The sequence below is a fragment of the Geodermatophilus sp. URMC 65 genome (assembly GCF_053502545.1).
On record NZ_CP199954.1, the window covers coordinates 3,035,552 to 3,060,968 of the forward strand.

General features: G+C 74.0%; 27 protein-coding genes. 22 read left to right on the forward strand and 5 right to left on the reverse strand.

Annotated features, from left to right (window positions below; all coding sequences use genetic code 11):
* The first annotated feature begins 49 nt into the window (after positions 1-49).
* The 9 genes from ACWIX7_RS14720 to ACWIX7_RS14760 all read left to right on the forward strand — a co-directional run bounded on the left by ACWIX7_RS14720 (position 50) and on the right by ACWIX7_RS14760 (position 6,703).
* Positions 50-733, forward strand: a complete 684-nt coding sequence (locus ACWIX7_RS14720; RefSeq protein WP_448617194.1) for a fasciclin domain-containing protein — start codon at positions 50-52, stop codon at positions 731-733.
* A 150-nt stretch (positions 734-883) separates the two neighbouring features.
* The gene (locus ACWIX7_RS14725; RefSeq protein WP_448617195.1) at positions 884-1,540 is read left to right on the forward strand and encodes a fasciclin domain-containing protein; all 657 of its coding nucleotides are present in this window, start codon (positions 884-886) and stop codon (positions 1,538-1,540) included.
* 104 nt (positions 1,541-1,644) lie between these two features.
* The gene (gene pyrE, locus ACWIX7_RS14730) at positions 1,645-2,199 is read left to right on the forward strand and encodes an orotate phosphoribosyltransferase (protein WP_448617196.1); all 555 of its coding nucleotides are present in this window, start codon (positions 1,645-1,647) and stop codon (positions 2,197-2,199) included.
* 64 nt (positions 2,200-2,263) lie between these two features.
* Positions 2,264-3,616: an FAD-dependent oxidoreductase gene (locus ACWIX7_RS14735; protein ID WP_448617197.1), complete on the forward strand. Its 1,353-nt coding sequence runs from the start codon at positions 2,264-2,266 to the stop codon at positions 3,614-3,616.
* 1 nt (position 3,617) lies between these two features.
* On the forward strand, positions 3,618-4,217 hold the full coding sequence (locus ACWIX7_RS14740; protein WP_448617198.1) for a pentapeptide repeat-containing protein: 600 nt from the start codon (positions 3,618-3,620) through the stop codon (positions 4,215-4,217).
* A 77-nt stretch (positions 4,218-4,294) separates the two neighbouring features.
* Positions 4,295-5,329: a class II fructose-bisphosphate aldolase gene (gene fbaA / locus ACWIX7_RS14745; protein WP_448617199.1), complete on the forward strand. Its 1,035-nt coding sequence runs from the start codon at positions 4,295-4,297 to the stop codon at positions 5,327-5,329.
* Entirely contained in the window at positions 5,329-5,751 is a 423-nt protein-coding gene (locus ACWIX7_RS14750; protein WP_448617200.1) for a DUF3151 domain-containing protein, read from the forward strand. The genes fbaA and ACWIX7_RS14750 overlap by 1 nt, the downstream gene beginning before the upstream one ends.
* A 114-nt stretch (positions 5,752-5,865) precedes the next feature.
* Positions 5,866-6,453, forward strand: coding sequence for a hypothetical protein (locus ACWIX7_RS14755; RefSeq protein ID WP_448617201.1), 588 nt, complete (start codon positions 5,866-5,868; stop codon positions 6,451-6,453).
* 106 nt (positions 6,454-6,559) lie between these two features.
* Entirely contained in the window at positions 6,560-6,703 is a 144-nt protein-coding gene (locus ACWIX7_RS14760; protein ID WP_165965732.1) for a GPGG-motif small membrane protein, read from the forward strand.
* Between the two features lie 127 nt (positions 6,704-6,830).
* On the opposite strand, the gene ACWIX7_RS14765 is transcribed toward ACWIX7_RS14760, so the two are convergent.
* Positions 6,831-7,448, reverse strand: a complete 618-nt coding sequence (locus ACWIX7_RS14765; RefSeq protein ID WP_448617202.1) for a hypothetical protein — start codon at positions 7,446-7,448, stop codon at positions 6,831-6,833.
* Between the two features lie 66 nt (positions 7,449-7,514).
* Between ACWIX7_RS14765 and ACWIX7_RS14770 the strand changes: the two genes are divergently transcribed.
* Positions 7,515-8,804 (forward strand): adenylosuccinate synthase, encoded by a 1,290-nt coding sequence (locus tag ACWIX7_RS14770; RefSeq protein ID WP_448617203.1) that lies wholly within the window; start codon positions 7,515-7,517, stop codon positions 8,802-8,804.
* A 118-nt stretch (positions 8,805-8,922) separates the two neighbouring features.
* Here ACWIX7_RS14770 and ACWIX7_RS14775 read toward each other — a convergent pair whose 3' ends face one another.
* Entirely contained in the window at positions 8,923-9,993 is a 1,071-nt protein-coding gene (locus ACWIX7_RS14775; RefSeq protein WP_448617204.1) for a glycerophosphodiester phosphodiesterase family protein, read from the reverse strand.
* Positions 9,994-10,100: 107 nt separating this feature from the next.
* On the opposite strand from ACWIX7_RS14775, the gene rsgA reads away from it, so the two are divergent.
* Positions 10,101-11,162 carry a ribosome small subunit-dependent GTPase A gene (rsgA, locus tag ACWIX7_RS14780; RefSeq protein ID WP_448617205.1) on the forward strand — a complete coding sequence of 354 codons (1,062 nt, stop codon included), beginning with the start codon at positions 10,101-10,103 and terminating at the stop codon, positions 11,160-11,162.
* Between the two features lie 46 nt (positions 11,163-11,208).
* Positions 11,209-12,474, forward strand: a complete 1,266-nt coding sequence (gene purD / locus ACWIX7_RS14785; RefSeq protein ID WP_448617206.1) for a phosphoribosylamine--glycine ligase — start codon at positions 11,209-11,211, stop codon at positions 12,472-12,474.
* Here purD and ACWIX7_RS14790 read toward each other — a convergent pair.
* Positions 12,461-13,876: an AI-2E family transporter gene (locus tag ACWIX7_RS14790; protein ID WP_448617207.1), complete on the reverse strand. Its 1,416-nt coding sequence runs from the start codon at positions 13,874-13,876 to the stop codon at positions 12,461-12,463. The two genes, purD and ACWIX7_RS14790, sit on opposite strands and share 14 nt — an antisense overlap.
* A gap of 85 nt (positions 13,877-13,961) precedes the next feature.
* Between ACWIX7_RS14790 and purB the strand changes: the two genes are divergently transcribed.
* The 8 genes from purB to ACWIX7_RS14830 all read left to right on the forward strand — a co-directional run bounded on the left by purB (position 13,962) and on the right by ACWIX7_RS14830 (position 21,733).
* Complete coding sequence (gene purB / locus ACWIX7_RS14795; protein WP_448617208.1) at positions 13,962-15,287, forward strand: adenylosuccinate lyase; 1,326 nt, start codon at positions 13,962-13,964, stop codon at positions 15,285-15,287.
* Positions 15,284-16,162: a phosphoribosylaminoimidazolesuccinocarboxamide synthase gene (locus ACWIX7_RS14800; protein ID WP_448617209.1), complete on the forward strand. Its 879-nt coding sequence runs from the start codon at positions 15,284-15,286 to the stop codon at positions 16,160-16,162. The genes purB and ACWIX7_RS14800 overlap by 4 nt, the downstream gene beginning before the upstream one ends.
* Before the next feature lies 1 nt (position 16,163).
* A complete protein-coding gene (locus ACWIX7_RS14805) occupies positions 16,164-16,928 on the forward strand; it encodes an alpha/beta fold hydrolase (protein WP_448617210.1) in 765 nt (254 codons plus the stop codon).
* A gap of 230 nt (positions 16,929-17,158) precedes the next feature.
* Positions 17,159-17,938: an endonuclease domain-containing protein gene (locus ACWIX7_RS14810; protein WP_448617211.1), complete on the forward strand. Its 780-nt coding sequence runs from the start codon at positions 17,159-17,161 to the stop codon at positions 17,936-17,938.
* A 138-nt stretch (positions 17,939-18,076) separates the two neighbouring features.
* A complete protein-coding gene (gene purS / locus ACWIX7_RS14815) occupies positions 18,077-18,316 on the forward strand; it encodes a phosphoribosylformylglycinamidine synthase subunit PurS (protein ID WP_448617212.1) in 240 nt (79 codons plus the stop codon).
* Positions 18,317-18,330: 14 nt separating this feature from the next.
* Positions 18,331-19,002 carry a phosphoribosylformylglycinamidine synthase subunit PurQ gene (gene purQ / locus ACWIX7_RS14820; protein WP_448617213.1) on the forward strand — a complete coding sequence of 224 codons (672 nt, stop codon included), beginning with the start codon at positions 18,331-18,333 and terminating at the stop codon, positions 19,000-19,002.
* A complete protein-coding gene (purL, locus tag ACWIX7_RS14825) occupies positions 18,999-21,344 on the forward strand; it encodes a phosphoribosylformylglycinamidine synthase subunit PurL (RefSeq protein WP_448617214.1) in 2,346 nt (781 codons plus the stop codon). Before purQ ends, purL begins: the two co-directional genes overlap by 4 nt.
* Positions 21,344-21,733 (forward strand): sterol carrier family protein, encoded by a 390-nt coding sequence (locus ACWIX7_RS14830; RefSeq protein WP_448617215.1) that lies wholly within the window; start codon positions 21,344-21,346, stop codon positions 21,731-21,733. The genes purL and ACWIX7_RS14830 overlap by 1 nt, the downstream gene beginning before the upstream one ends.
* A 190-nt stretch (positions 21,734-21,923) precedes the next feature.
* Here ACWIX7_RS14830 and ACWIX7_RS14835 read toward each other — a convergent pair whose 3' ends face one another.
* A complete protein-coding gene (locus tag ACWIX7_RS14835) occupies positions 21,924-22,067 on the reverse strand; it encodes an MFS transporter small subunit (RefSeq protein ID WP_448617216.1) in 144 nt (47 codons plus the stop codon).
* On the reverse strand, positions 22,064-23,479 hold the full coding sequence (locus tag ACWIX7_RS14840; protein WP_448617217.1) for an OFA family MFS transporter: 1,416 nt from the start codon (positions 23,477-23,479) through the stop codon (positions 22,064-22,066). Before ACWIX7_RS14840 ends, ACWIX7_RS14835 begins: the two co-directional genes overlap by 4 nt.
* A 209-nt stretch (positions 23,480-23,688) precedes the next feature.
* Between ACWIX7_RS14840 and ACWIX7_RS14845 the strand changes: the two genes are divergently transcribed.
* Both ACWIX7_RS14845 and ACWIX7_RS14850 read left to right on the forward strand, forming a co-directional pair.
* Positions 23,689-24,777: an S-(hydroxymethyl)mycothiol dehydrogenase gene (locus tag ACWIX7_RS14845; RefSeq protein WP_448617218.1), complete on the forward strand. Its 1,089-nt coding sequence runs from the start codon at positions 23,689-23,691 to the stop codon at positions 24,775-24,777.
* A complete protein-coding gene (locus ACWIX7_RS14850; protein WP_448617219.1) occupies positions 24,774-25,382 on the forward strand; it encodes an MBL fold metallo-hydrolase in 609 nt (202 codons plus the stop codon). Before ACWIX7_RS14845 ends, ACWIX7_RS14850 begins: the two co-directional genes overlap by 4 nt.
* Positions 25,383-25,417 lie beyond the last annotated feature (35 nt).

A 25,417-nucleotide genomic window follows, 5' to 3' on the forward strand; every position in this document is an offset into this window, starting at 1 on the left:
GCTCTCCGGGACAGGGCCAGAACCGAGCACGACGACCAAGGAGATCCACGTGAAGCGCACCCTCCCCCGCACCGCCCTGCTCACCGGTGTCTCGGCCCTCGCACTGGGCATCACCGCCTGCGGCGCCGAGGACACCGCGGCCGACGCCGCGGGCAGCGCAGGCAGCGCCGCCAGCAGCGCCGGCGAGGACGCCATGGGCGGCAGCAGCTCGTCGGCGTCCAGCGACAGCGGCATGTCCTCCGAGGAGCCCTTCGGCGAGGGCTGCGCCGCCGTCCCGGCCGACGGTGAGGGCTCCTTCACCGGCATGACCGACGACCCGGTCGCCACCGCCGCCAGCAACAACCCGGTGCTGTCGACGCTGGTCCAGGCCGTCATGCAGGCCAACCTGGTGGACACCCTCAACAGCGCCCAGGACGTCACCGTGATCGCCCCGGCGAACCCGGCCTTCGAGGCCATCCCGCCGGACACGCTGCAGGCGGTGCTGGCCGACAACGCCCAGCTGACCGCGATCCTGAGCCACCACGTCATCGAGGGTCGCCTGGCCCCCGACGAGCTGGCCGGCACGCACACCACCCTGGGCGGTGACGAGGTCACCATCGAGGGCTCCGGCGAGGACTTCACCGTCGCCCAGACCGTGACCGGCACCCCGGCCTCGGTCATCTGCGGCAACGTCCAGACGGCGAACGCCACCGTCTACATCGTCGACCAGGTGCTCGCCCCGGCCGCGGGCTGAACGAGGACCCCTCCCAGAAGCCGGCCGCGGGCCGTCGTCCACGGGGACGGCGGCCCGCGGCCGTGTGTCGGGCTGCTGTCGCGCCGTTACCGGATGTGCCGCGCGGCGCCGGGGATGATGGCGGGGCACCCGACGAAGGAGCCCCGCCCCGTGACGCGCACCCCGACCCGCCGCGCCGTGTTCGCCGCCGCGACCGTGCTGGCGTTCCCGCTGGCCGGCTGCGGCTCCGACGGGCCCGCGGACGACGTCGCCGCGGCGAGCAGCGCTCCCACGACCACGCCCGCACCGCAGACCACCCCGCCCGCGCCGACCGGCCCCTTCGGCCCCGGCTGTGCCGCACTCCCGCCCGAGGGCCCCGGCAGCCCGGCCGCCCTGGCCGCCGCCCCGGCCGCGACCGCGATGTCGACCGTCCCCGGGCTGACCACCACGCTGGCCACCGTGCACGCGGCCGCGCTCGCCGCGTCCCTCGACGCCACCCCGGACCTCACCGTGCTGGCCCCGGTCAACGAGGCATTCGCCGCCGTCCCGCCCGCCACGCTGGACCCGCTGCTGGCCGACACCCCGCGGCTGACCTCCCTGCTCACCCACCACGTCATCGCCGGCCGGCTCGAGCCCGGCGAGCTGGCCGGCACGCACACCACCCTCGACGGCGGCCAGGTCACCATCGACGGGGCCGGCGAGGTCTTCACGGTCAGCGCCGACCAGACCCTGCTGGGCGCCGCCGACGCGACCGTCATCTGCGGCAACCTGCCCACCCTGAACGCCACGGTCTACGTCCTCGACCAGGTGCTCACCCCGCCCGCCTGAGCGTGCTGGAACGGCCTCCCCAGGGGCCCGCCGTGGCCCCGTCCAGAGGCTCACCGCGAGCTTGCGAGCGGTGAGGAGGACGGGGTCCTCTTAGGGTCGGCGCCATGACGGCCCCAGTTGCCCTGCCCGACCGTGACCGGCTGCTCGAGCTCGTCGTCGACCTCGCCGTCGTCCACGGGCGGGTGACGCTCTCCTCGGGGCAGGAGGCCGACTGGTACATCGACATGCGCCGGCTGACGCTGCACCACGAGGGCGCCCCGCTGGTCGGCCGGGTCATGCGCCAGCTCACCCGCGACCTGCGCTACGACGTCGTCGGCGGGCTCACCCTGGGCGCCGACCCGGTGGCGACGGCGATGCTGCACGCCGCGGCGGCCGGGGAGGGCTTCCTCGACGCGTGCGTCGTCCGCAAGACCGGCAAGTCGCACGGGCTGCAGCGGCGGATCGAGGGGCCCGACGTCGCCGGCCGCGCCGTCCTCGTGGTCGAGGACGTCTCCACCACCGGGTCGAGCCCGCTGACCGCCGTCGAGGCGCTGCGCGAGGCCGACGCCGAGCCGGTCGCCGTGGCGGTCGTCGTGGACCGCGGCGGGCGGGCCGCCGTGGAGGCGGCGGGCCTGGAGTACCGGGCCGCGTTCACCCTCGCCGACCTCGGCCTGGAGTAGCCCGGGCCTTCATCCGGCCTGCTCGCCCCGGCACGGTGCAGCGGAGGCGTGACAGTCTGGCGTCATGAGCGCAGAGCGGCTGCTCGTCGTCGGAGGGGACGCCGCCGGCATGTCCGCGGCCGCGGCGGCCCGGCGGCTGCGGCCGGCCGAGGACCTCGCCATCACCGTCCTCGAGCAGGGCCCGGAGGTCTCGTACTCGGCGTGCGGCATCCCCTACTGGGTGGGCGACGTCGTCGAGGACCGCGACGAGCTGATCGCCCGCACGCCGCGGGAGTTCGCCGCCCGCGACATCGAGGTGCGCACCGGCACCCGCGCCGAGGAGCTCGACCTCGACGCCGGCACGGTCCGCACCGGCACCGGTGAGACGCTCGGCTTCGACCGGCTGGTGGTCGCCACCGGTGGTCGCCCGCTGCGCCCGGACGTCCCCGGTCTGGACGCGCCCGGCGTCCACGGGGTGCACCGGCTGGCCGACGGCGCCGACATCCGCGCCGCGGTCGCCGCCGGCGCTCGCCGGGCGGTCGTGCTGGGCGGGGGCTACATCGGCCTGGAGATGGCCGAGGCGCTGCAGGCCCGCGGCCTCCAGGTCACCGTCGTCCTCGCCGACGACCTGCCGATGTCGCTGCTGGACCGGGACATGGGTGAGCGGGTCTGCAAGGCGATGGGGGACATGGGCCTCGACGTGCAGCCCGGCCAGCCGGTGCGCGCGATCGACACCGGCCCGGACGGCGCGGCACGGGCGGTCACCACCGACGCCGGCAGCTACCCCTGCGACCTCGTCGTCCTCGGGCTGGGCATGGGCCCCGAGGTCGGGCTGGCCCGCGCCGCGGGCCTGCGGATCGGCGAGACCGGGGCCGTCGAGGTCGACCGCACGCAGCGCAGCCGCTCGCACGAGACGGTCTACGCCGCCGGCGACTGCAGCCAGACCTTCCACCGGCTGACCGGCGAGGCGGTGCACGTCGCGCTGGGCACGCACGCCAACAAGCAGGGGCGGGTGGCCGGCTCGGTGATCGGCGGGCAGGCGGCCCGCTTCGCCGGCGTCCTGGGCACCGCGCTGACCAGGGTGGGTGACCTGGAGATCGGGCGCACCGGGCTGTGCAGCGGGCAGGCCGAGGCCGCCGGGTACGACTTCCGCACCGAGACGATCGAGGGGACGACGCGGGCTGGCTACTTCCCCGGCGCCGCGGGTATGACGGTCAAGCTGGTCAGCGACAGCGGCTCCGGGCAGCTGCTCGGCGGCCAGGTCGTCGGCGGGCCGGGCTCCGGCAAGCGGATCGACGTCCTGGCCACCGCCATCTGGGCGGGGCTGACCGCCGAGGAGTTCGCCGGCTCGGACCTCTCCTACGCGCCGCCGTTCTCGCCGGTGTACGACCCGGTGGTGGTCGCCGCGCGGGTGGCCAGCCGGGTGGAGCAGGGCTGAGGTGGCCGACTCCACCGACGTCCGCGACCAGGACTGGTACGGCGACGACCTCTCCGGCCAGCAGCACACCGGGGTCACCTTCAGCCGGGTCGACCTGTCCGAGACCACGGACGACGGCGCCGTCTTCACCGGATGCGTCTTCCGGGACTGCCGGTTCACCCTCAGCCGGCACACCGACGCCGCGTTCCTGAACTGCACCTTCACCGGCTGCTCGTTCGCCCAGGCCGTCTTCACCGACTGCAAGCTGGTCGGCAGCACCTTCGACCGCTGCACCTTCGACCTGGCCACCGTCGAGGGCGGCGACTGGTCCTTCGTCGTCCTCCGGCGCGCGGACCTGTCGCGTGCGCGCTTCAGCGGGGTGCGGATGCGCGAGGCCGACCTCACGGACGTGCGGGCGGCCGGGGCGGCGCTGCGGGACCTGGACCTCTCCGCCGCGCAGCTGTCCGGTGCCGACCTCTCCGGCGCCGACCTGCGCGGCAGCGACCTGTCCGCGCTGGACCCGCGGGAGGTCGAGCTGACCGGCGCCCGGGTCGACGGCGGGCAGGCCGTGGTGCTCGTGACCGCTCTCGGCCTGCAGGTCGGACCGGAGACCGCCGAGTAGCGGGTGTCGCCGCGGTGGAGCCGGGCGCGATACTGGCCGCCGGACCAGCGCCGCCACCGACGCAAGGAGTGCCCCGCATGCCCATCGCGACCCCCGAGGTCTACGCCGACATGATCAACCGGGCCAAGGAGGGCGGCTTCGCCTACCCGGCGATCAACTGCACCTCGTCGGAGACGGTGAACGCCGCGCTGCGCGGCTTCGCCGACGCCGGCAGCGACGGCATCATCCAGGTCTCCACCGGCGGCGCCGAGTTCGGCTCGGGCACCCGGGTCAAGGACATGGTCACCGGCGCCGTCGCGCTGGCCGAGTTCGCGCACGTCGTCGCCGAGAAGTACCCGGTCAACGTCGCGCTGCACACCGACCACTGCCCCAAGGACAAGCTCGACGCCTACGTGCGCCCGCTCATCGCCCTGTCCAAGGACCGGGTCGACGCCGGCCAGGCGCCGCTGTTCCAGTCGCACATGTGGGACGGCTCGGCCATCGACCTCGACGAGAACCTGCAGATCGCCGCGGAGCTCATCGAGAAGTGCGCCGCCGCCAAGATCGTGCTCGAGGTGGAGATCGGCGTCGTCGGCGGCGAGGAGGACGGCGTCTCGCACGACATCAACGACAAGCTCTACACCGCCCCCGGCGACTTCGTGGCCACCGCGAAGACCCTCGGCCTGGGCGAGAAGGGCGTGTACCTGCTCGCGGCGACCTTCGGCAACGTGCACGGCGTCTACAAGCCCGGCAACGTCAAGCTGCGCCCGGAGATCCTCAAGGAGGGCCAGGACGTCGTCGCCGAGGAGTTCGGCCTCGGGGACGGCGCCAAGCCGTTCAACCTGGTCTTCCACGGCGGCTCGGGCTCGACGCAGGAGGAGATCCGCGAGGCCCTCTCCTACGGCGTGGTGAAGATGAACATCGACACCGACACCCAGTACGCCTTCACCCGGCCGATCGTCGGCCACATGTTCACCAACTACGACGGCGTGCTGAAGGTCGACGGCGAGGTCGGCAACAAGAAGACCTACGACCCGCGCACCTACATGAAGCTCGCCGAGACCAACATGGCCGCGCGCATCGTCGAGGCGTGCGAGGACCTGCTGTCGGCCGGCCAGTCGCAGAGCGCCTGATGGGACACCCGCACCACAACCTCCTCGGCGAGCCGCCGGCCACGCTGCTGCCCGGCAACCCGGAGGCCGACGCCGAGCTCGCGGCCGGGGACCCGCCGGCCGAGGTCGCCGCCCACCACCCCACGGTGAGCGCGGCGTGGGCGGCGCTGGCCGAGGAGGCGATCGACCGTCCGGAGCAGGTGCTCACCGACGTCATCGAGGCGTACGCGTACGCCCGCACCGGCTACCACCGCGGCCTCGACGCCCTGCGCCGCAACGGGTGGAAGGGCTACGGCCCGGTGCCGTGGTCGCACGAGCCCAACCGTGGCTTCCTGCGCTGCGTGACGGTGCTGGCCCGCGCCGCGGAGGCGATCGGCGAGACCGACGAGCAGGAGCGCTGCACCCAGCTGCTGCGCGACTGCGACCCCACCCTCGCGCCCTAGAGAGCACAGTGCGGGCGTTCCTCGCGGATTGCCGGGGCTGCAGCACCGGCAATCCGCGCAGGACGCCCCCAATGCCCTCCGGGGGACGTCGGCACCGACCCGCACACTGCTCCCGTGGACCACTCACCCGCCGCCGTGACCGCGCGCCTGCGACCGCTGCTGCTCGCCGTCCACGAGGCGCTGTCGGCCGGCGTCGCGGTCAGCGCGGCGATCCACGCGCAGCAGGGCTGGAACCCGACCGCCGACCGGCACCTGGACCACCAGCTGGTCCGTCGCGAGGCGATGGAGCTGCTGCGACCGTGGGGCGCCGGCCCCGACGAGCTCTCCGACCCGCTGCAGGTCCGCCAGCTGGAGTTCCTCGACGCCGGCACCGACAACCTGGGCCTGCCGATGAGCGGGCTGATCCTGCGCACCCCCACGGACGTGCTGCGGGTCTGGCGTTCCGACGACGGCGAGCTGCCCGCCGCGGCCACCGACGGCCTGCGCGCCTTCTACCGGCAGGACCCGAGCCGCCAGCTGCAGCTCGCCCTCGACCCCGACGAGCCACGGCCCACCCCGGGGCACCTGGCGCTGCTGTGGGCCGACTCCGGCGCCGTCCTCACCCGCTTCGACCTGGTCCGGCCGTGCGGGCACGTGGGCCGGCGGGTGCAGGTGGACTGGCACGTCGACCTCCGCGCGCGGCTGGGACGCCCCGCAGCCTGACCTCACCCTCCGTGATGGGAGAACGCAGGACCGGCGGGAACGGCTGGAGATCGTTTACTCTCCGTACCCAGCGTCCGGTCCGGACGCCCGTTCCCGGAGGTGCCGTATGGCCACCCTTCTCTGGATCCTCGCCGTCGTCCTCGTGGTCGCCGGCATCGTCGCGATCGTCCGCAGGCAGCTGCTGTGGGGGATCGTGCTGATCATCGTGGGCCTGCTCGTGGGGCCCGGCGGGGTCAGCATCTTCACCTGAGGGCGGTCCCGTCCCGGGGAGGCCCCGTCCAGAGGCTCGCCGCGGCCCCGTCCCGGGCACCGCCCTGAGCGTGCGAAGGGTGGGGAGGACGGGGTCCTTCCACGGTGAGGAGGACGGGGTCCCTTCTTCAGGGCTGCAGCCGCCAGCGCACGCGGTCGTCGGCGTACCACGTCCAGCGGTCGACCGGCCGCGGGTACGGGACGCCGTCCCGGACGACCCGGGCCGGGTCGCTGGCGATCTGCACCGCCCGTCCCCGGGTGCGGCGGCCGGGCCGCAGCGGCAGCGTCATGACGGTCACGTCGAGGGTGTCCACGGCCCGCCAGTCGGGCCGGACGTCGATGCGGGTGATCTGCCCGTCGGCGATCTTGGCGGCGTCGTGGTGCGCCTGCGCGCCCAGCCGCCGCGCCAGCGGGCGGCGCCGGTCGTCCCCGGCCGCCTCCAGGCGGCCGTGGTGCATCAGCACGCCGCCGTGGTCGTCACGCACCAGGCCCAGCTCCCGGGCGGCCCCGGTGCCGATGCCGAGCGCGCGGGCCAGGGCGGTGGAGTCGCCGTCGCCGGCGGGCTCCCAGGAGACGGGGACGTCGGCGGTCCGCCCGGCCTTCCACAGCGTGGTGAGCACCGCGGCGAGCGCCGGCACCGGCCCCCTCACCAGCAGGGCGCCGGCCTCGGCCGCCGGTGCGACGTCCTCGCGCGCCGGCGCCGAACCGGGCGCGAGACCGCGCAGGTCGAACTCGACGAGGGGCATGCCGATACCCTGCCACCTGCCAGCCGGTCGACCGCCGGTGACGAGTCCGAGGGGGACGACAGCGAGATGCCGGCAGTCGTGCTGATCGGCGCCCAGTGGGGCGACGAGGGCAAGGGCAAGGCCACCGACCTGCTCGGGGGGCGGGTTCCGTACGTCGTCCGGTACCAGGGCGGCAACAACGCCGGGCACACGGTGATCACGCCGGACGGCGAGAGGTACGCGCTGCACCTCATCCCGTCGGGGATCCTGACGCCCGGGTGCACGCCGGTCATCGGCAACGGCGTCGTCATCGACCCCGAGGTGCTCATCGGCGAGCTCGCCGGTCTCGAGGAGCGCGGCGTGGACACCTCGCGGCTGGTCATCTCGGCCGACGCGCACCTGATCATGCCGCACCACCGGGCACTGGACCGGGTCACGGAGCGGTTCCTCGGCAAGCGCCGGATCGGCACCACCGGCCGCGGCATCGGCCCGGCCTACGGCGACAAGGTCGCCCGCACCGGTATCCGGGTGCAGGACCTGCTCGACCTGTCGATCCTCAGGCAGAAGCTCGAGGGCACGCTGGAGGAGAAGAACCAGGTCCTGGTCAAGGTCTACAACCGCAAGGCGATCGACGTCGACGAGGTGGTGGAGGAGTACTCGCACTACGCCCGCGAGCTCGAGCACCGCATCGCCGACACCCGGCTGCTGCTGGCCAACGCCCTCGACGCCGGCGAGTGGGTGCTGCTGGAGGGCTCGCAGGGCACCCTGCTCGACGTCGACCACGGCACGTACCCGTTCGTCACGTCGTCGTCCCCGACCGCCGGTGGCGCGGCGGCGGGCTCGGGCATCGGCCCCACCCGCATCGAGCGGGTGGTCGGCATCCTCAAGGCCTACACGACCCGTGTCGGCTCCGGGCCGTTCCCCACCGAGCTGCACGACCAGTGGGGCGACTACCTGCGCAAGCAGGGCGGTGAGGTCGGCGTCACCACCGGCCGCGACCGCCGCTGCGGCTGGTTCGACGCCGTCGTGGCCCGTTACGCCAGCCGGGTCAACGGCATCACCGACTACTTCCTCACCAAGCTCGACGTCCTCTCCGGGCTGGAGACGGTGCCGATCTGCGTGGCCTACGAGGTCGACGGCGTCCGGCACGACGAGATGCCGATGACGCAGACGGACTTCCACCACGCCAAGCCGGTCTACGAGGAGATGCCGGGCTGGTTCGAGGACATCCGGAACTGCCGGACCTTCGACGAGCTGCCGGCCAACGCGCAGGCCTACGTGCGCCGGCTCGAGGAGCTCTCCGGCGCGCGGATCAGCGTGATCGGCGTCGGCCCCGGCCGCGACGAGAACGTCGTCCTGCACGACCTGATCGAGTGAGAGAGGACCCCTCCCACCCAACCTTCGCAGTAGGAGGACCCCGTCCTCCTCACCGCTTGCAAACTGGCGGTGAGCCTCTGGACGGGGCCGACCCGGGACGGGGCCGGAGGGCCTGGGCTCAGCGCAGGTCGGGGACGGCTGCTGACCGCGGTGCGGTCCGGGAGGACCGCGAGGTGTACAGCTCCTGCCTCGCGGCGACCGCGATCTCGGGGGCGTCGGTGATCAGCCCGTCGACGCCGAGGGCCAGCAGCAGGCGGGCCTCGGTGCGCATGTCCCCGGTGCCGCTCGCGGCCTCGCCGCGGCGCAGGTGCTGGGGCAGGAAGGCGTTCTCCGGGCGCAGCGTCCACGGCACGACGACGAGCCCGGCGCGGTGGGCCTGGGCGATGAGGTCCGAGATGCCGGTCATCTCCTGGTCCGGGTCGCGCAGCAGGATCCGGTGCCGGCTCGGGGCGATGCCCTGCGCATAGGTGCTGACCTCGCGCAGGCCCGACGGGGTGACCAGCTGGTCGTCGGTGCCGGCGTCGTCGACCAGCTGCAGCATCGTCGGCCCGCGGTCACCGAGGTCGGCCCGCAGCTGCCGCAGCGCGGCCGCATCGAAGGACTGCACGACCACGGTCCCGTCGGGCCGGGCCGCGTCGAGGCGGCGCAGCTCGGCGGCGACGAGCTCGGGAACGGGGACGCCCGCCTCGTGGTCGAACCAGCTGGGCTTCTTCAGCTCGGCCAGCACGCGCACCTGCCGGGACGCGGTCGAACGCCGGCGGGCGATCGCCACGACCTCGGCGAGGGTGAGGATCCCGGCCCGCCCGTCGTAGGTGGTGTTCAACGGGCGCAGCGCCGGCATCCGCTCGACGGCGCGCAGCGTGCGCAGCTCTGCGAGGGTGAAGTCCTCGGTGAACCAGCCGGTGCGCTCGCGGCCGTCGACGGCGCGGGTGGTGCGCCGGTCGGCGAACTCGGGGTGGTCGGCGACGTCGGTGGAGTGCGAGAGCTCGTTCTCGTGCCGGACGACGAGCGCGCCGTCCCGGCTGACGACGACGTCGGGCTCGATGAGGTCGGCGCCGAGGTCGATGGCGAGCTCGAAGCTGGCCGCGGTGTGCTCGGGCCGGTACGCCGGGGCTCCGCGGTGGCCCACGATGACGGGACGGGCAGGGCGGGTCGCCGGGACCGTTGCCGGCGACGCGATCGCGCGCATGCCCTTTACAACACCTGAGCCAGGTGTCCATGACGCGAACGCGCGCCGACTGGTCGCCCACAATTCGGAGGACACCGTCCTGACCTGCGCGGGACCATGCCGACGTGATGGACATCTCACTCCTGGGCTGGGTGCCGGCGCTCGACGCCGAGCTGCCGCCGGGCGCCCGCCCCGGCCGCGTCGCACGGGTCGACCGCGGCCGGCTGACCGTGCTGACCGCCGACGGCGAGCTGCGGGTGCACCCCGCCGCGGCGCTGCTGGAGGACACCGGGCCGGCGGTCGGCGACTGGGTGGCGCTGCGCGGGGAGCTCGCCGTCGCGGTGCTGCCCCGCCGGACGGCGTTCACCCGCGTCGTCGCCGGGCGGACGTCGGCCGAGCAGGTGGTCGCGGCCAACCTCGACCTGGTGCTCGTCGTCGACGCGCTGACCACGGCGCCGCGGCTGCGCCGGGTGGAGCGCTACCTCGCCGTCGCCTGGGGCAGCGGCGCGACGCCGGTCGTCGTCCTCACCAAGGCCGACCTGTGCGACGACGTCCCCGCGGCGCTCGCCGCCGTGGCCGAAGACGCCGTGGGCGTCGAGGTCGTGGCCGTCAGCTCGGTGACGGGGGAAGGGGTGGACGCCGTCCGGGCGCTGCTGGGCCCCGGGCGGACAGCGGCGATGGTCGGCCCGTCGGGCGTCGGCAAGTCCAGCCTGGCCAACGCCCTGGCCGGGACGGCGGTGGCGGCCACCCGCGGGGTCCGCGAGACCGACGGCCGCGGCCGGCACACCACGACCGCGCGCGAGCTGCACCTGCTGCCCGGCGGCGGCCTGCTCGTCGACACCCCGGGGATGCGCGAGCTCGGCCTGGTCGACGACGCCGGCGTCGACACCGCGTACGCCGACGTCACCGAGCTGGCCGCCGCGTGCCGGTTCCGCGACTGCGCGCACCGCACGGAGCCCGGCTGCGCGGTGGCCGCCGCGATCGACGACGGCCGGCTCGACCCCGCCCGCTACACCGCCTGGCGCAAGCTGCAGGCCGAGGCGCACCGCCAGGCGCTGCGCTCCGACGCTCGCGCCCGGGCCGCCGAGCACGCCCGCGTCCGCGCGCTGCACCGCTCCTACCGCTCCCAGCCGAACCGTAGAAGGACCACCCTTCCCCCCACGCCTCGCGAGCTCGGCGCGGGCCCCTGAAGGGTGGCCGTTCCAGCGAGTCGCGCGCTCGGTAGCGTCGGGCTCCGTGCGCGTGCTCGTGATCGGCTCCGGTGCCAGGGAGCACGCCCTGTGCGTCGCTCTGTCCTCCGACCCCGCGGTGACCGCGCTGGCCTGCGCGCCGGGCAACGCCGGCACCCGGGCGATCGCCGAGCCGGCCGCGGTCGACGTCGCCGACCCGGTCGCCGTCGCCGCGCTGGCCACCGCCTGGCGTGCGGACCTGGTCGTCATCGGCCCCGAGGTGCCGCTGGTCGCCGGTGCGGCCGACGCCGTCCGCGACGCCGGCATCGCCTGCTTCGGCCCGTCGGAGCAGGCCGCGCAGATCGAGGGCAGCAAGTCCTTCGCCAAGCACGTGATGGCCGCCGCGGGCGTCCCGACCGCCCGGTCCTGGCCCGTCGGCGGGCCGGCCGAGCTGGAGACCGCGCTGGACGAGGCCGGGGCACCGTACGTGGTCAAGGACGACGGGCTGGCCGCCGGCAAGGGCGTCGTCGTCACGACCGACCGGGGCGCCGCCGTGGCGCACGGGCACCGCGTGCTCGATGCCGGCGGCGCGGTGCTCGTCGAGGAGTACCTCGACGGCCCGGAGGTGTCGCTGTTCGCCGTCACCGACGGGACGACGGTGCTGCCGCTGCTGCCCGCCCAGGACGCCAAGCGCCGCGACGACGGCGACGCCGGGCCCAACACCGGCGGGATGGGGGCCTACGCGCCGCTCCCGTGGGCGCCGCCGGCCCTGGTCGACGAGGTGCTGGCCACCGTGCTGCAGCCGACGGTGGACGAGATGCGCCGCCGCGGCGAGCCGTTCTCCGGACTGCTCTACGCCGGGCTGGCCTTGACCTCCCGCGGGGTGCGGGTGGTGGAGTTCAACGCCCGCTTCGGCGACCCGGAGACCCAGGTCGTGCTGCCGCTGCTCGAGACGCCGCTGGGGGGTCTGCTGCACGCTGCGGCCACCGGCACGCTGGCCGACCACCCGGCGCTGCGCTGGCGCGACGGGGCCGCGGTCACCGTCGTCGTCGCGGCACCGGGCTACCCCGAGCGGCCGCGCACCGGCGACCCGGTCACCGGCGCCGACGCCGACGGGGTGCTGCACGCGGGCACCACCGTGGACGCCGAGGGCACCGTCCGCTCCGCCGGTGGGCGGGTGCTGGCCGTGACCGCCGTCGGCGCCGACCTCGCCGCGGCCCGGCAGCGGGCTTACGAGCGGGTGGCCGGCGTGCGGCTGGCCGACGCGCACTGGCGCACCGACATCGCGCTGGCGGCCGTCGAGGGGCGGATCGCCCTCCCTACTGCGCCGTGACCGCCGGCCGGGCGCGCTCCGGGCGCGGCTCGGGTGGGCGCGGGCCGTCGTGCCGACGCGAGAGGTAGCTGCCGGCCACGTTGGCGCAGGCCACGACCGGCACCGCGATCAGTGCACCGAAGATGCCCGCGACCAGCAGTCCGGCGGCGATGGCGAGCACCACGGCGAGCGGGTGCACGTGCACGGCCTTGCCCAGCAGCAGCGGCTGCAGGACGTGCCCCTCCAGTTGCATGACCGCGACCACGATGGCCAGCGCGATGAGCGCCTTGATCGGGCCGACGGCGACCAGCGCCACCAGCACGGCCACCGACCCGGCCAGGAACGACCCGATGATCGGGATGAACGCCCCCAGGAACACCAGCGCGGCCAGCGGGATGACCAGCGGGACGCCCAGGATCGCCAGCCCGGTGCCGATGCCGACCGCATCGACCAGGGCGACGGCGACCGTGGCCCGCACGTAGGAGATCAGCGTGCGCCACGAGCGGCGGGCGGCCTCGTCGACGTAGGCACGGGCGTCGCGCGGGAACAGGCCGACCAGCCAGAGCCAGATGGACCGGCCGTCCTTGAGGAAGAAGAACAGCGTGAACAGCGACAGCACGACGCCGGTGAAGACCTCGCCGACGGTGCCCACCGTGTCGAGGGCTCCGGAGGCGAGTTCCTCCTGGTTGCCGGCGACGAAGTCCTGGAAGGCGGTGAGGCCCTCGTCGATCTGCCGCTGGGAGACCGGGAGGGTGTCCACGACGAAGTCACGGATCTGGGTGAGCCCCTGGTTCACCTGGTCGGCGAGGTCGGTGAACCCGGCGGTGACCTGCTGGACGACGAGCGTGATGATCCCGGCGACCACGGTCAGCCCGACCAGCAGCATGGTCAGGGCGGCGAGCGACCGCGGCCAGCCGTGCCGGATCAGCGCGGTGGCGCCCGGCTGCAGCAGTGCGGCCAGCAGCAGCGCCACCATCACCGGGATGACGACCACGGCCACGTAGGCGGCCGCGTAGAGCAGCACGTAGAGACCGGCCAGGACGACGATGAGCCGCCACGACCAGGCGGCGGCCACCCGCAGCCCGCGGGGCACCTCGTCCTCGGGCGTCCCGGGTCTCCGGGTGGGGCGTCCGCGGCGCTGCCGCCCTCCGGCCGGCGGCCCGCTGACGCCGCCCGGCCCGAGGGGGCCGTCGAGGTCCGGCGCTCCCGGCTCGGGGCTGCCGAGGGGAGGCCGGCTCGCCTCGGCGTCGTCGTCCGTGGAGTCGTGGAGGTCCTGGTCGTCCTCGTGCTCGTCCTCGTGCTCGTCCTCGTGGTCGTCACCGTGCGGGTGCGAGCGGAGCGGCCACGCGTGCGGGTCGTTCTCACGGGCCGCGCGGATGCGCTCGCGGGCCCGCGCCAGCAGGTGGGTGCCCCGTCGCAGCATCGGTTCCTCCGGTGAGCAGTAGGGGCCGTCGCCGACAGCATCTCGCCTGCGGGAGACTGGGGCACGTGGTGCGACGAGCTGACGAGTGGCGGGCGGTACCCCGATGATCGAGCGGTACACCCTGCCCGAGATGGGGCGGGTCTGGAGCGACCAGCACAAGTACGAGCTGTGGTGCCGGGTCGAGACCCTCGTCCTCGAGGCGCACGCCGCGGCCGGGCGGGTGCCCGCCGAGGTGGTGCAACCCGTGCGTGACGCGCCGCCGCCCACGCCGGAGCGGGTCGCCGAGATCGAGGAGACGACGCAGCACGACGTCATCGCCTTCCTCACGGCGTGGGCCGACAACACCGAACCCCGGTCGGCCGCCGCCTACGTCCACCACGGCATGACCTCCTCGGACCTGCTGGACACCGCCCTCGCCGTCCAGCTGACCGAGGCCACCGACCTGCTGCTGGCCCGGCTCGACCGACTGGTGGCGGTGCTGCGCGACCACGCGCTCGCCCACCGCGACACCATCAAGGTCGGCCGCACCCACGGCGTGCACGCCGAGCCCGACGTGTGGGGCCACCGGGTCGCCGACATCGCCTTCGCCGCCGCCCGCTCGCGGGACCGGCTGCGGGCCGCGCGCGAGCGGGTCGGCGTCGTCGCCATCTCCGGCGCCGTCGGCACGTACTCGCTGATCGACCCGTCGGTCGAGGTCGCCGTCGCCGAGGCCCTGGAGCTGCGGCCCGCCGACGCCTCCACCCAGGTGGTGCTGCGCGACTCGATCAGCGAGTGGGTCGCGGCGCTGGCGATCATCGCCACCGTCTGCGAGACGGTGGCCCTCGAGGTGCGGCACGGCCAGCGCACCGAGGTGCGGGAGCTGTCGGAGGCGTTCGGCTCGGGCCAGAAGGGCTCCAGCGCGATGCCGCACAAGAAGAACCCGATCCGCTCCGAGCGCATCGCCGGCCTGGCCCGCGTCGTCCGCGCCGCCGTCGTCCCGGTGATGGAGGGCATCCCGCTCTGGCACGAGCGCGACATCTCGCACTCCTCCACCGAGCGGGTGTTCCTGCCCGACGCCGCGATCACCACCGACTACCTGCTGCACCTGACCACCGGGCTGGTGGCGGACCTCGTGGTGGACGCCGACCGGATGCGGGCCAACCTCGAGTCGACCGGTGGGCTGATCTACACCTCCTCGGTGCTGCTCCAGCTGGTCGAGGGCGGGGCCTCGCGCGAGGACGCCTACGCGTTGGTGCAATCCGCGGCGATGGAGACCTGGAACAGCGGGACGCCGTTCCGCGAGACGCTGCGCAAGCGCGCGGCGAACGCCGGGGTGACGCTGGACGAGGCGCGGCTGGACGAGATCTGCCGGCCGGAGCGGTACGTGGCCAACCTGGGTCCGCTGTTCGACCGGCTCGCCGCGCTGTCGTGAGCGTCCTCGACCTGCCACTCATCGCCCGGGGCAAGGTCCGGGAGGTCTACGACGCCTCCACCCCCGCCGCCCCCGGCCGGCTGCTGCTCGTCGCCTCCGACCGGATCTCCGCCTACGACCACGTGCTGCCCACGCCCATCCCGGACAAGGGCCGGGTGCTCACGCAGCTGTCGGTGTGGTGGTTCGACCAGCTGGCGCCGGTGCTGGAGGAACACGGGGCGACCCACCACCTGGTGTCGGCCAGCGACGTCCCGGCCGAGGTCGCCGGGCGGGCGATGCTGGTGCGCCGGCTGGAGATGCTGCCGGTGGAGTGCGTGGCCCGCGGCTACCTCTCGGGCTCCGGCACGGTCGAGTACCAGCGCACCGGGTCCATCCGCGACGTCCCGCTGCCGGCCGGGCTGGTCGAGGGCTCGCGGCTGCCCGAGCCGGTGTTCACGCCGTCCACCAAGGCCGAGCAGGGCGAGCACGACGAGGCGATCGACTTCGCCGCCGTCGTCGCCGCGGTCGGGGCCGAGCGGGCCGAGGCGCTGCGCGAGCTGACGCTGGCGCTGTACCGGCGCGGTGCGGAGATCGCGCTCGAGGCCGGGATCGTGCTCGCCGACACGAAGTTCGAGTTCGGTCTCGACCCGGACGGCGGGCTGGTGCTCGGCGACGAGGTGCTCACGCCGGACTCCTCGCGCTTCTGGCCGGCCACGCTGTGGTCGCCCGGGGCCGCGCAGCCCTCGTTCGACAAGCAGTACGTCCGCGACTGGCTCACGTCGTCCGGCTGGGACCGCGTGTCCCCGCCGCCGGAGCTGCCCGCCGACGTGGTGGAAGCGACCCGCGAGCGCTACGTGACCGCCTACGAGCGCCTGACCGGCACCGCCTTCCGCTGACGTGGCCGTGACGCGCTCGGGGACGGCGTACCGCTCCGGCGGCACGGGCGACCACCTGCTCCTGCTGCTGCACGGGCTGGGCGCCACCGGCGCGGTGTGGGACCGGCTGCTGCCGCTGGTCGAGGCGTCGTGGCGCGGCCCCTGGGCCGTGCCGGACCTGCGTGGGCACGGCCGGTCGCTCGCCGAACCGCCGTACGGCTACGCGGTGCACGCCGCGGACGTGGCGGTGCTGGCGGCGGAGTCGGGCGCCGCACGGGTCACCGTGCTCGGTCACTCGTTCGGCGGCGTGGTGGGCGCGGTGCTCGGCGGCGGCTGGTACGGCGTGGAGGTGGCGCGGGTCGTGGCGCTCGGCGTCAAGATCGACTGGACGGACGACGAGGTGAGCCGCGCCCGGTCGCTGGCCGCCCGACCGCCGCAGGTGTTCCCGACCGCCGCCGAGGCCGCCGACCGGCACCTGCGGCTGGCCGGGCTGACCGGGCTCGTGGACCCGTCCTCCGAGGTGGCCGCCGCGGGTGTCCGCGAGGTGGACGGCGGCTTCGTGGCGGCACTGGACCCCCGGGCGTTCACCGCCGTCGGCCCGCCGGTCGAGGAGGTGTTGCGCCGCTCGGTCGCGCCGCTGCGGCTGGCGGCGGGGGCGACCGACCCGATGGTGGGCCTCGACGCGATGCGCCGGGTGGACCCGGCCGCGGTGCTCGTCGCGGGCGCCGGCCACAACGCCCACTGGGAGGCCCCTGAGGCGGTGTGGTCCCTGCTGCAGGCCGGCTGACCTCGGGCCCCCCTATCCGTCGAGATCGCGCGATCTCGCACTGTTCCGGCCCCTGCACGTGCGAGATCGCGCGATCTCGACTGGCCTGTGGACAGCGGGAGCGGGTGAGCGCCTCGCACCGGCAAGGTGCCCGGGTGCAGCGCCGACCTCGTCGTCAGATCACCGGACCCGTGACCCGAGCGGCCGCTCGTGCTGCGGGGCTCGACGACCGGCATCTCCGGCAGCCCGGAATGCTCCGCCTCTCGCGGGACACCTACCTGCCTGTCTCGATGGGCCACGCCGCGTGCGCTCGGCTGGCCGCCGTGCTGTTGACCGCGCCGCCCGGGGCGGTCGCCAGTCATCGGACCGCTGCCGCCGTGTGGGAGGTCGAGATCCCGCTCGAGAACCGCGACGACCGGCGGGTGGACCTCACCCTGCCGGCGGCCGGGCGGGCGGAGAGCCGGCGGGATCGGCAGATCCATCGCATCCCGTTGGGTGACGAGGAGGTGGTCCGCCGTGGGTCGATGCCGGTGACCTCGCCCGCCCGCACCTGGCGGGACTTGGCCGGAGTGCTCCCACCAGCAGCGCTCCTCGCGGTCACCGACCAGCTGCTCGACGGACTCTGCTCCCGCGGCGACCTGGCGCAACAGCTGGCCCGCCGACCCACCGGCCGCGGTTGTGCACGGGCGCGAGAGGTGCTCCCGGTGGGGGATCCCCGCGCCGAATCGCCGATGGAGTCGGTGCTGCGCTGGATCCTCCACGAGGCCGGCCTGCCCGCACCGGACCTCCAGTACGTCGTCCGGGACGAGGCTGGGGGCTTCCTCGGCCGAGCCGACCTCGCCTGGCCCGACCGGCGCGTGCTCGTGGAGTTCGACGGCGACGTCCATCGCGACCGGGACGTCTTCGTCGACGACCTCCGCCGCCGGAACCGACTCGTCGCCGCGGGCTGGACGGTCCTGCGGTTCACCTCCGCCGACGTCATCGGCCGGCCGTACGGGGTGATCGCCGAGATCCGCCGAGCCCTCCGTTGACGACGTCACGTGATCTCGCACGTCACGTGGCTCGACCAGTGTGAGATCGCGCGATCTCGACGGGGAGGGCGAGCGCACGAGACCGGCCTCACCCGCGCTCCGGTCAGTGGCCCGCGCCACCCCGGTACCCTCGACCGCGTGCCTCGGGTGGTCGTCGACGTCGTGCTGAAGCCGGAGATCTCCGACCCCCAGGGTCAGGCGGTGCTGGGAGCGCTGGGTCGGCTCGGCCACGACAGCGTCCGCAGCGTCCGCCAGGGCAAGCACTTCGTCCTCGAGGTCGAGGGCACCCCCGACCGCGCCGAGTTGCAGCAGATCGCCGAGACGCTGCTGGCCAACCCGGTGATCGAGGACGTCGAGCTCCACCTCCCGACCGACTGAGGAGAACCCCCTCCGTGCGCATCGGTGTCATCACCTTCCCGGGCTCCCTGGACGACGTCGACGCCACCCGCGCGGTGCGCCTGGCCGGGGCCGAGGCCGTCGCGCTCTGGCACGACGACCACGACCTCAAGGACGTCGACGCCGTCGTCCTGCCCGGAGGCTTCTCCTACGGCGACTACCTGCGGGCCGGCGCCATCGCCGCGCGGGCGCCCCTGATGCAGGACGTCGTCGACCGGGCCCGTCAGGGCATGCCGGTCCTGGGCATCTGCAACGGCTTCCAGGTGCTCTGCGAGGCCGGCCTGCTGCCCGGCGCGCTCACCCGCAACGGCCACCTGCACTTCCGCAACCGCGACCAGGCGCTGCGCATCGAGCGCGCGGACACCGCGTGGACGCAGGACTACGAGGCCGGCCAGCGGATCGTCGTCCCGGTGAAGAACGGCGAGGGCCGCTACGTGGCCGCGCCGGCGGACCTCGACCGGGTCGAGGGCGGGGGCCGGGTCGCCGTCCGCTACGTGGAGGGCAACCCCAACGGCTCGATGCGCGACATCGCCGGCGTCACCAGCGAGAACGGCCGGGTCGTCGGGTTGATGCCGCACCCCGAGCACGCCGTCGAGGACCTCACCGGCCCGAGCACCGACGGCCTCGGGTTCTTCACCAGCGTCCTGAAGGCGGTCGTCAGCGCATGACGCAGGGACTCAGCGACCTCGACACCGGGCCCGGCCCGCTGTCGCACCAGCTCGACACCGTCGAGCTCGCCGCACGGACGCGGGACCTCGAGCAGCCCTACAGCGAGCTGGGCCTCAAGTCCGACGAGTACGCCCGGATCCGCGACATCCTCGGCCGCCGGCCCACCACCGCCGAGCTGGCCATGTACTCGGTCATGTGGAGCGAGCACTGCTCCTACAAGAGCTCGAAGGTGCACCTGCGCCGCTTCGGCGACCTGCCGCGCAGCGAGGCCCTGCTGGTGGGCATCGGCGAGAACGCCGGCGTGGTGGACGTCGGCGATGGCTACGCGGTGACCTTCAAGGTCGAGTCGCACAACCACCCCAGCTACGTCGAGCCCTACCAGGGCGCGGCCACCGGGGTCGGCGGCATCGTGCGCGACATCCTCACCATGGGCGCCCGCCCGGTCGCGGTCATGGACAGCCTGCGCTTCGGTCCGGCGGACGCCCCCGACACCGCGCGCGTGCTGCCCGGCGTCGTCGCCGGCGTGGGCGGCTACGGCAACTGCCTGGGCCTGCCCAACATCGGCGGTGAACTGCTCTTCGACGCCTGCTACGCGGGCAACCCGCTGGTGAACGCGCTGTGCGTCGGTGTCATGCGGCACGAGGACGTCCGGCTGGCCAAGGCCGAGGGCGTGGGCAACAAGGTGGTCCTCTTCGGGGCGCGCACCGGCGGCGACGGCATCGGCGGCGTGTCGGTGCTGGCGAGCGAGACCTTCCACGAGGAGGGGCCGGCCAAGCGCCCGAGCGTGCAGGTGGGCGACCCGTTCACCGAGAAGCTGCTGATCGAGGCCTGCCTGGAGATCTTCCGCGAGGACCTCGTCACCGGCATCCAGGACCTCGGCGGCGCCGGGCTGTCCTGCGCGACCAGCGAGCTGGCCAGCGCCGGCACCGGCGGCATGCACGTCGACCTGGACGCCGTCCCGCTGCGCGACTCCACGCTCACGCCGGCCGAGATCCTGATGAGCGAGTCGCAGGAGCGCATGTGCGCCATCGTCGAGCCGGGGAAGGTCGACGCCTTCCTCGCCGTCTGCCGCAGGTGGGGCGTGCTGGCCACCGTCATCGGTGAGGTCACCGACGGCGACCGGCTGACCGTCGACTGGCACGGTGAGCGCATCGTCGACGTCCCGCCGCGGACCGTCGCCCACGAGGGTCCGGTGTACGACCGGCCGATGCAGCGCCCGGCCGACCTCGACGACCTGCAGGCCGACGACCCGGCCGCCCTGCCCCGCCCGGCGACCCCCGAGGAGCTCGCCGCGCACTGGCTGGCCGTCGTCGCCAGCCCCGACGGCGCGGACAAGACCTGGGTCACCGAGCAGTACGACCGCTACGTCCGCGGCAACACCGTGCTCGCGCAGCCCGACGACGCCGGCGTGGTGCGCATCGACGAGGAGACCTCCCGCGGCATCGCGCTCGCCCTCGACGGCAACGGCCGCTACGCCCGGCTGGACCCGTACACCGGCGCGCAGCTCAACCTCGCCGAGGCCTACCGGAACGTGGCGGTGAGCGGCGCCCGCCCGCTGGCGGTCACCAACTGCCTGAACTTCGGCTCCCCGGAGGAGCCCGAGGTCATGTGGCAGTTCGCCGAGGCCGTCCGCGGCCTGGCCGACGCCTGCCGCGACCTGGGCCTGCCGGTCACCGGCGGCAACGTCAGCCTCTACAACCAGACCGGCGACGTCGCCATCAACCCGACCCCGGTCATCGGCGTCCTGGGCGTGCACGAGGACGTCCGGACCCGCGTGCCCACCGGCTGGCGGACGCCCGGGGAGACCGTGCTGCTGCTCGGGGTCACGCGGCCGGAGTTCGGCGGTTCCGCCTGGGCGAGCGTCGTCCACGGCCACCTCGGCGGCCGGCCGCCGGCGGTCGACCTGCCCGCCGAGAAGGCATTGGGCGAGCTGCTCGCCGCGCTCGGCCGCGAGGGCCTGGTCACCTCCGCGCACGACCTCGCCGACGGCGGCCTGGCGCAGGCGCTGGCCGAGTCGGCGCTGCGGTACGGCACGGGCGCGCGGCTGACCCTGGACGGCGACGTGTTCACCGCGCTGTTCAGCGAGTCGGCCGCACGCGTCGTCGTCACCACGACCGACCCGGAGGCCGTGCGGGCCACCGCCGAGTGGGCCGGTGTCCTGGTCACCGAGCTGGGGACGACGGGCGGCAACGGTCCAGAGGCCGTGCTCGCCGTCGACGGCGTCGCGGAGCTGCCGCTGGCCGAGCTGCGTGCCGCCTGGAGCGCGACGCTGCCGGCCCTGTTCGGCACCCCGGAGGCGACCGTGGGCAGCGTCCCGGCGGGGACCGTCCCGACCAGCTGATGCCGGCCCAGCCGATCCCGGCCGACGAGCTGCGGGCCGCGGTCGACCCGGTGCGGGCCTGGCTGGCGGGGGAGGCCGAGCAGCCCCCGCGGTCGGTGCTGGGTGCGGCGGTGAAGACGACGGCCCGCTGGCTGGCCCAGCAGGTGCCCGGCCGCTCGGTCGAGCTGCGGGTGCCCCCGCACGTCGCCGTCCAGCTGGTGCCCGGGCCGCAGCACACCCGCGGGACGCCGCCCAACGTCGTGGAGACCGACGCCGCCACCTGGCTGCGGCTGGCGACGGGGGAGCTCACCTGGGAACGGGCGGTCGCCGACGGGAGGGTCAGCGCCAGCGGCAACCGCGCCGACCTCTCGGCACACCTCCCGTTGGCGGCACTGCGCCGCGGCACCTGACAGACGTCGGGACCGACCCGCGGTGGACCCGGCGCGGGGCCCGGAGGGTCCCCGGCGGGGACACGGGGAGGGCTCAGCGGACGAGGGGAACGGCACCCGGCCGCGGTGTCGTCCGGTAGGACGACCGTGACACAGCACCGCGCCCCCGTCCGGAGATCCGGACGGGGGCGCGGTGCGTGTGCTGGTGGACTCAGCCGCCGAACAGGGCGCTGGCGGCCTTGATCGTGTTGTAGAGCCCGTAGGCGAGCGGCACGCCCACCAGGGTCCAGGCGAAGGCGATCAGCCCCACCGGGGTGTGCGTGGGCTGCCGGTCGTCGGTGGCGGAGTGGCTCATCGGACGGCGCTCCGTTCCGTGTCGGCGCGAGCTGTGGCGGGGGAGGTGGCCTTCGGCTCGTGCCACTTGCTGGCCACCGGGCGGACCAGCAGGTTGGCGATGAAGCCGATGACCAGCAGGCCGACCATGATGAACAGCGCCGGGCGGTAGTTCGCCGCGACCAGCTGGCCGGGGGTGCCCTGGGTGTCCAGGACGCCGTTGATGATCAGCGGACCGGCCACACCGGCTGCGGACCACGCGGTCAGCAGCCGGCCGTGGATGGCGCCGACCTGGTAGGTGCCGAACAGGTCGCGCAGGTAGGCCGGGACCGTGGCGAACCCGCCGCCGTAGAACGAGATGATCACCGCCGCGAGCAGCACGAACAGCCAGGTGGCGGTGCTGCCGATGGTGGCCAGCCCGATGTACAGGACGGCGCCGACACCCAGGTAGACCATGTAGATCGGCTTGCGGCCGATGAAGTCCGACGTCGAGGACCACACGAAGCGGCCGCCCATGTTGAACAGCGACAACAGGCCGACGAAGCCGGCGGCCGTGGCGGCGGCGACCGTGGAGGTCTCCCCGTTGCGGAAGAAGTCCTGGATCATCGGCGCGGCCTGCTCGAGGATGCCGATGCCCGCGGTGACGTTGCAGAAGAGCACCGTCCACAGCAGCCAGAACTGCGGGGTCCTGATGGCGTTGTTGGCCGAGACGCTCTCGGTGGTGACCAGGGCCTTCTTCTTGACCGAGGACGGGTCGAAGCCGTCAGGCCGCCAGTCGTCGGCCGGCACCCGGATGATGAAGGCGCCGAACATCATGAAGACCAGGTAGACCGCGGCCAGCGTGAAGAACAGCGCCGCGACGGCCTCCCCGTTGGGCACGGTGCCCGCGGTGCCGTCGTACGCGGGGTCGTAGTAGTTCATCAGCTGGCGGGACAGCGGCGAGGCGATGAGCGCGCCACCACCGAAGCCCATGATCGCCATGCCGGTCGCCAGGCCGGGCCGGTCGGGGAACCACTTGATCAGCGTGGAGACCGGCGAGATGTAGCCGATGCCCAGGCCGATGCCGCCCAGGACGCCGTAGCCGAGGTAGAGCAGCCACAGCTGGCCGGTCTCGATGCCCAGACCGCCGACCAGGAAGCCGGAGACCCAGAAGACCGCGGAGGTGAACATCGCCGCCCGGGGACCGTTGCGGTCCACCCAGGTGCCGAACAGGGCGGCGGAGACGCCGAGCATGACGATCGCGATCGAGAAGATGATGCCGATCGCGGTCAGGCTCGTGTCGAAGTGCTCGACGAGCGCGGTCTTGTAGACACTCGTCGCGTACGCCTGGCCGATGCACAGGTGCACGGCGAGCGCGGCCGGCGGGATCAGCCAGCGGTTGAAGCCGGGACGGGCCACGATGCGATCTCGGGCCAGGAAACTCGGTACTGCCACGGGACGGACCTCCGGAGGACATCGGTCGGGGGATCCCCCGCCGGAAAGGGCCTGTGCCAGACGTCACGGACCCGCGGGAACGCTACGTCTGACCTGGACGTATCGCGAACGGAGGAGCCGGATCCGGCCAGGTCGACACCAGATCGTTGCGTGATCAACCAGCTTGCGGGCGACCCAACCGTCCCCCGGACGAGGCATAGGCTCCGGGCATGGCCTACGAGGTGAAGGGCGTCGTCGCCCGCAGCAAGGGAGCACCGGTCACCGTCGAGACGATCGTCGTCCCCGACCCCGGCCCGGGTGAGGCGGTCGTCGACATCCAGGCGTGCGGGGTCTGCCACACCGACCTGCACTACCGCGAGGGCGGGATCAACGACGAGTTCCCGTTCCTGCTCGGCCACGAGGCTGCCGGCGTCGTCTCCGCGGTCGGTGCGGGCGTCACCAACGTGGCGGTCGGCGACTTCGTGATCCTGAACTGGCGGGCGGTCTGCGGGCAGTGCCGGGCCTGTCTCAAGGGCGAGCTGCAGTACTGCTTCGACACCCACAACGCGACGCAGAAGATGACGCTGAAGGACGGCACCGAGCTGTCGCCGGCGCTGGGCATCGGCGCGTTCGTCGAGAAGACGCTGGTCCACTCCGGCCAGTGCACCAAGGTGAACCCCGAGGCGCCCGCCACCGCCGCCGGGCTGCTGGGCTGTGGCGTCATGGCCGGCGTCGGGGCGGCGATCAACACCGGTGGCGTCAAGCGCGGGGAGAGCGTGGCCGTGTTCGGCTGCGGCGGCGTCGGGGACGCCGCGATCGCCGGGGCGAAGCTGGCCGGCGCGACGACGATCATCGCCGTCGACATCGACGACCGGAAGCTGGAGTGGGCCAGGAAGTTCGGCGCCACCCACACCGTAAACAGCAGGAACACCGACGCCGTCGAGGCCATCAAGGGCCACACCGGCGGGTTCGGTGTGGACGTGGCGATCGATGCGGTGGGTCACCCGGCGGTGTTCGAGCAGGCGTTCTACGCCCGTGACCTGGCCGGCCGCGTGGTGCTGGTGGGTGTGCCCACGCCGGACATGAAGATCGAGCTGCCGCTGATCGAGGTCTTCGGCCGCGGTGGTGCGACGAAGTCCTCCTGGTACGGCGACTGCCTGCCCTCGCGCGACTTCCCGATGCTGATCGACCTGTACCTGCAGGGCCGCTTCGACCTCGACGCCTTCGTCTCCGAGACCATCGGCATCGACGACGTCGAGTCCGCCTTCGAGAAGATGCACCACGGCGACGTGCTGCGCTCGGTGGTGGTGTTCAAGTGACCGCGCGGGTCGACAAGACCGTCGTCTCCGGCGTCTTCAGCCTCGACGGGCAGGACTTCGACGTCGACAACAACGTCTGGCTGGTCGGCGACGACGACGAGGTGCTCGTCATCGACGCGCCGCACGACGCCGCCCCGATCCTCGACGCGATCGGCGGCCGCCGGGTGACCGCCATCGTGCTGACCCACGGGCACAACGACCACATCACCGCCGCCGTGGCGCTGCGCGAGGCCACCGGCGCGCCGATCTGGTTCAACCCCCAGGACCGGATGCTGTGGGACGTCGTGCACCCCGACACGGCCCCGGACGAGGACCTGGTCGAGGGCACCCGGTTCACCGTCGCCGGGACGACGCTGACCGCGCTGCACACGCCGGGCCACTCGCCGGGCAGCACCTGCCTGCACGCACCGGACCTGGCCACCGTCTTCACCGGGGACACGCTGTTCCACGGCGGGCCGGGCGCCACCGGGCGGTCCTACAGCGACAAGCCCACGATCCTCAACTCCATCCGGTCGCGGCTGATGTCCCTGCACGGCGACACCGTCGTCAGGACCGGCCACGGCGACGACACCACGATCTCGGCCGAGATCGGGCACATCCACTAGAGAAGGCCCCCCTCCACCCCACCCACGCACGCTCG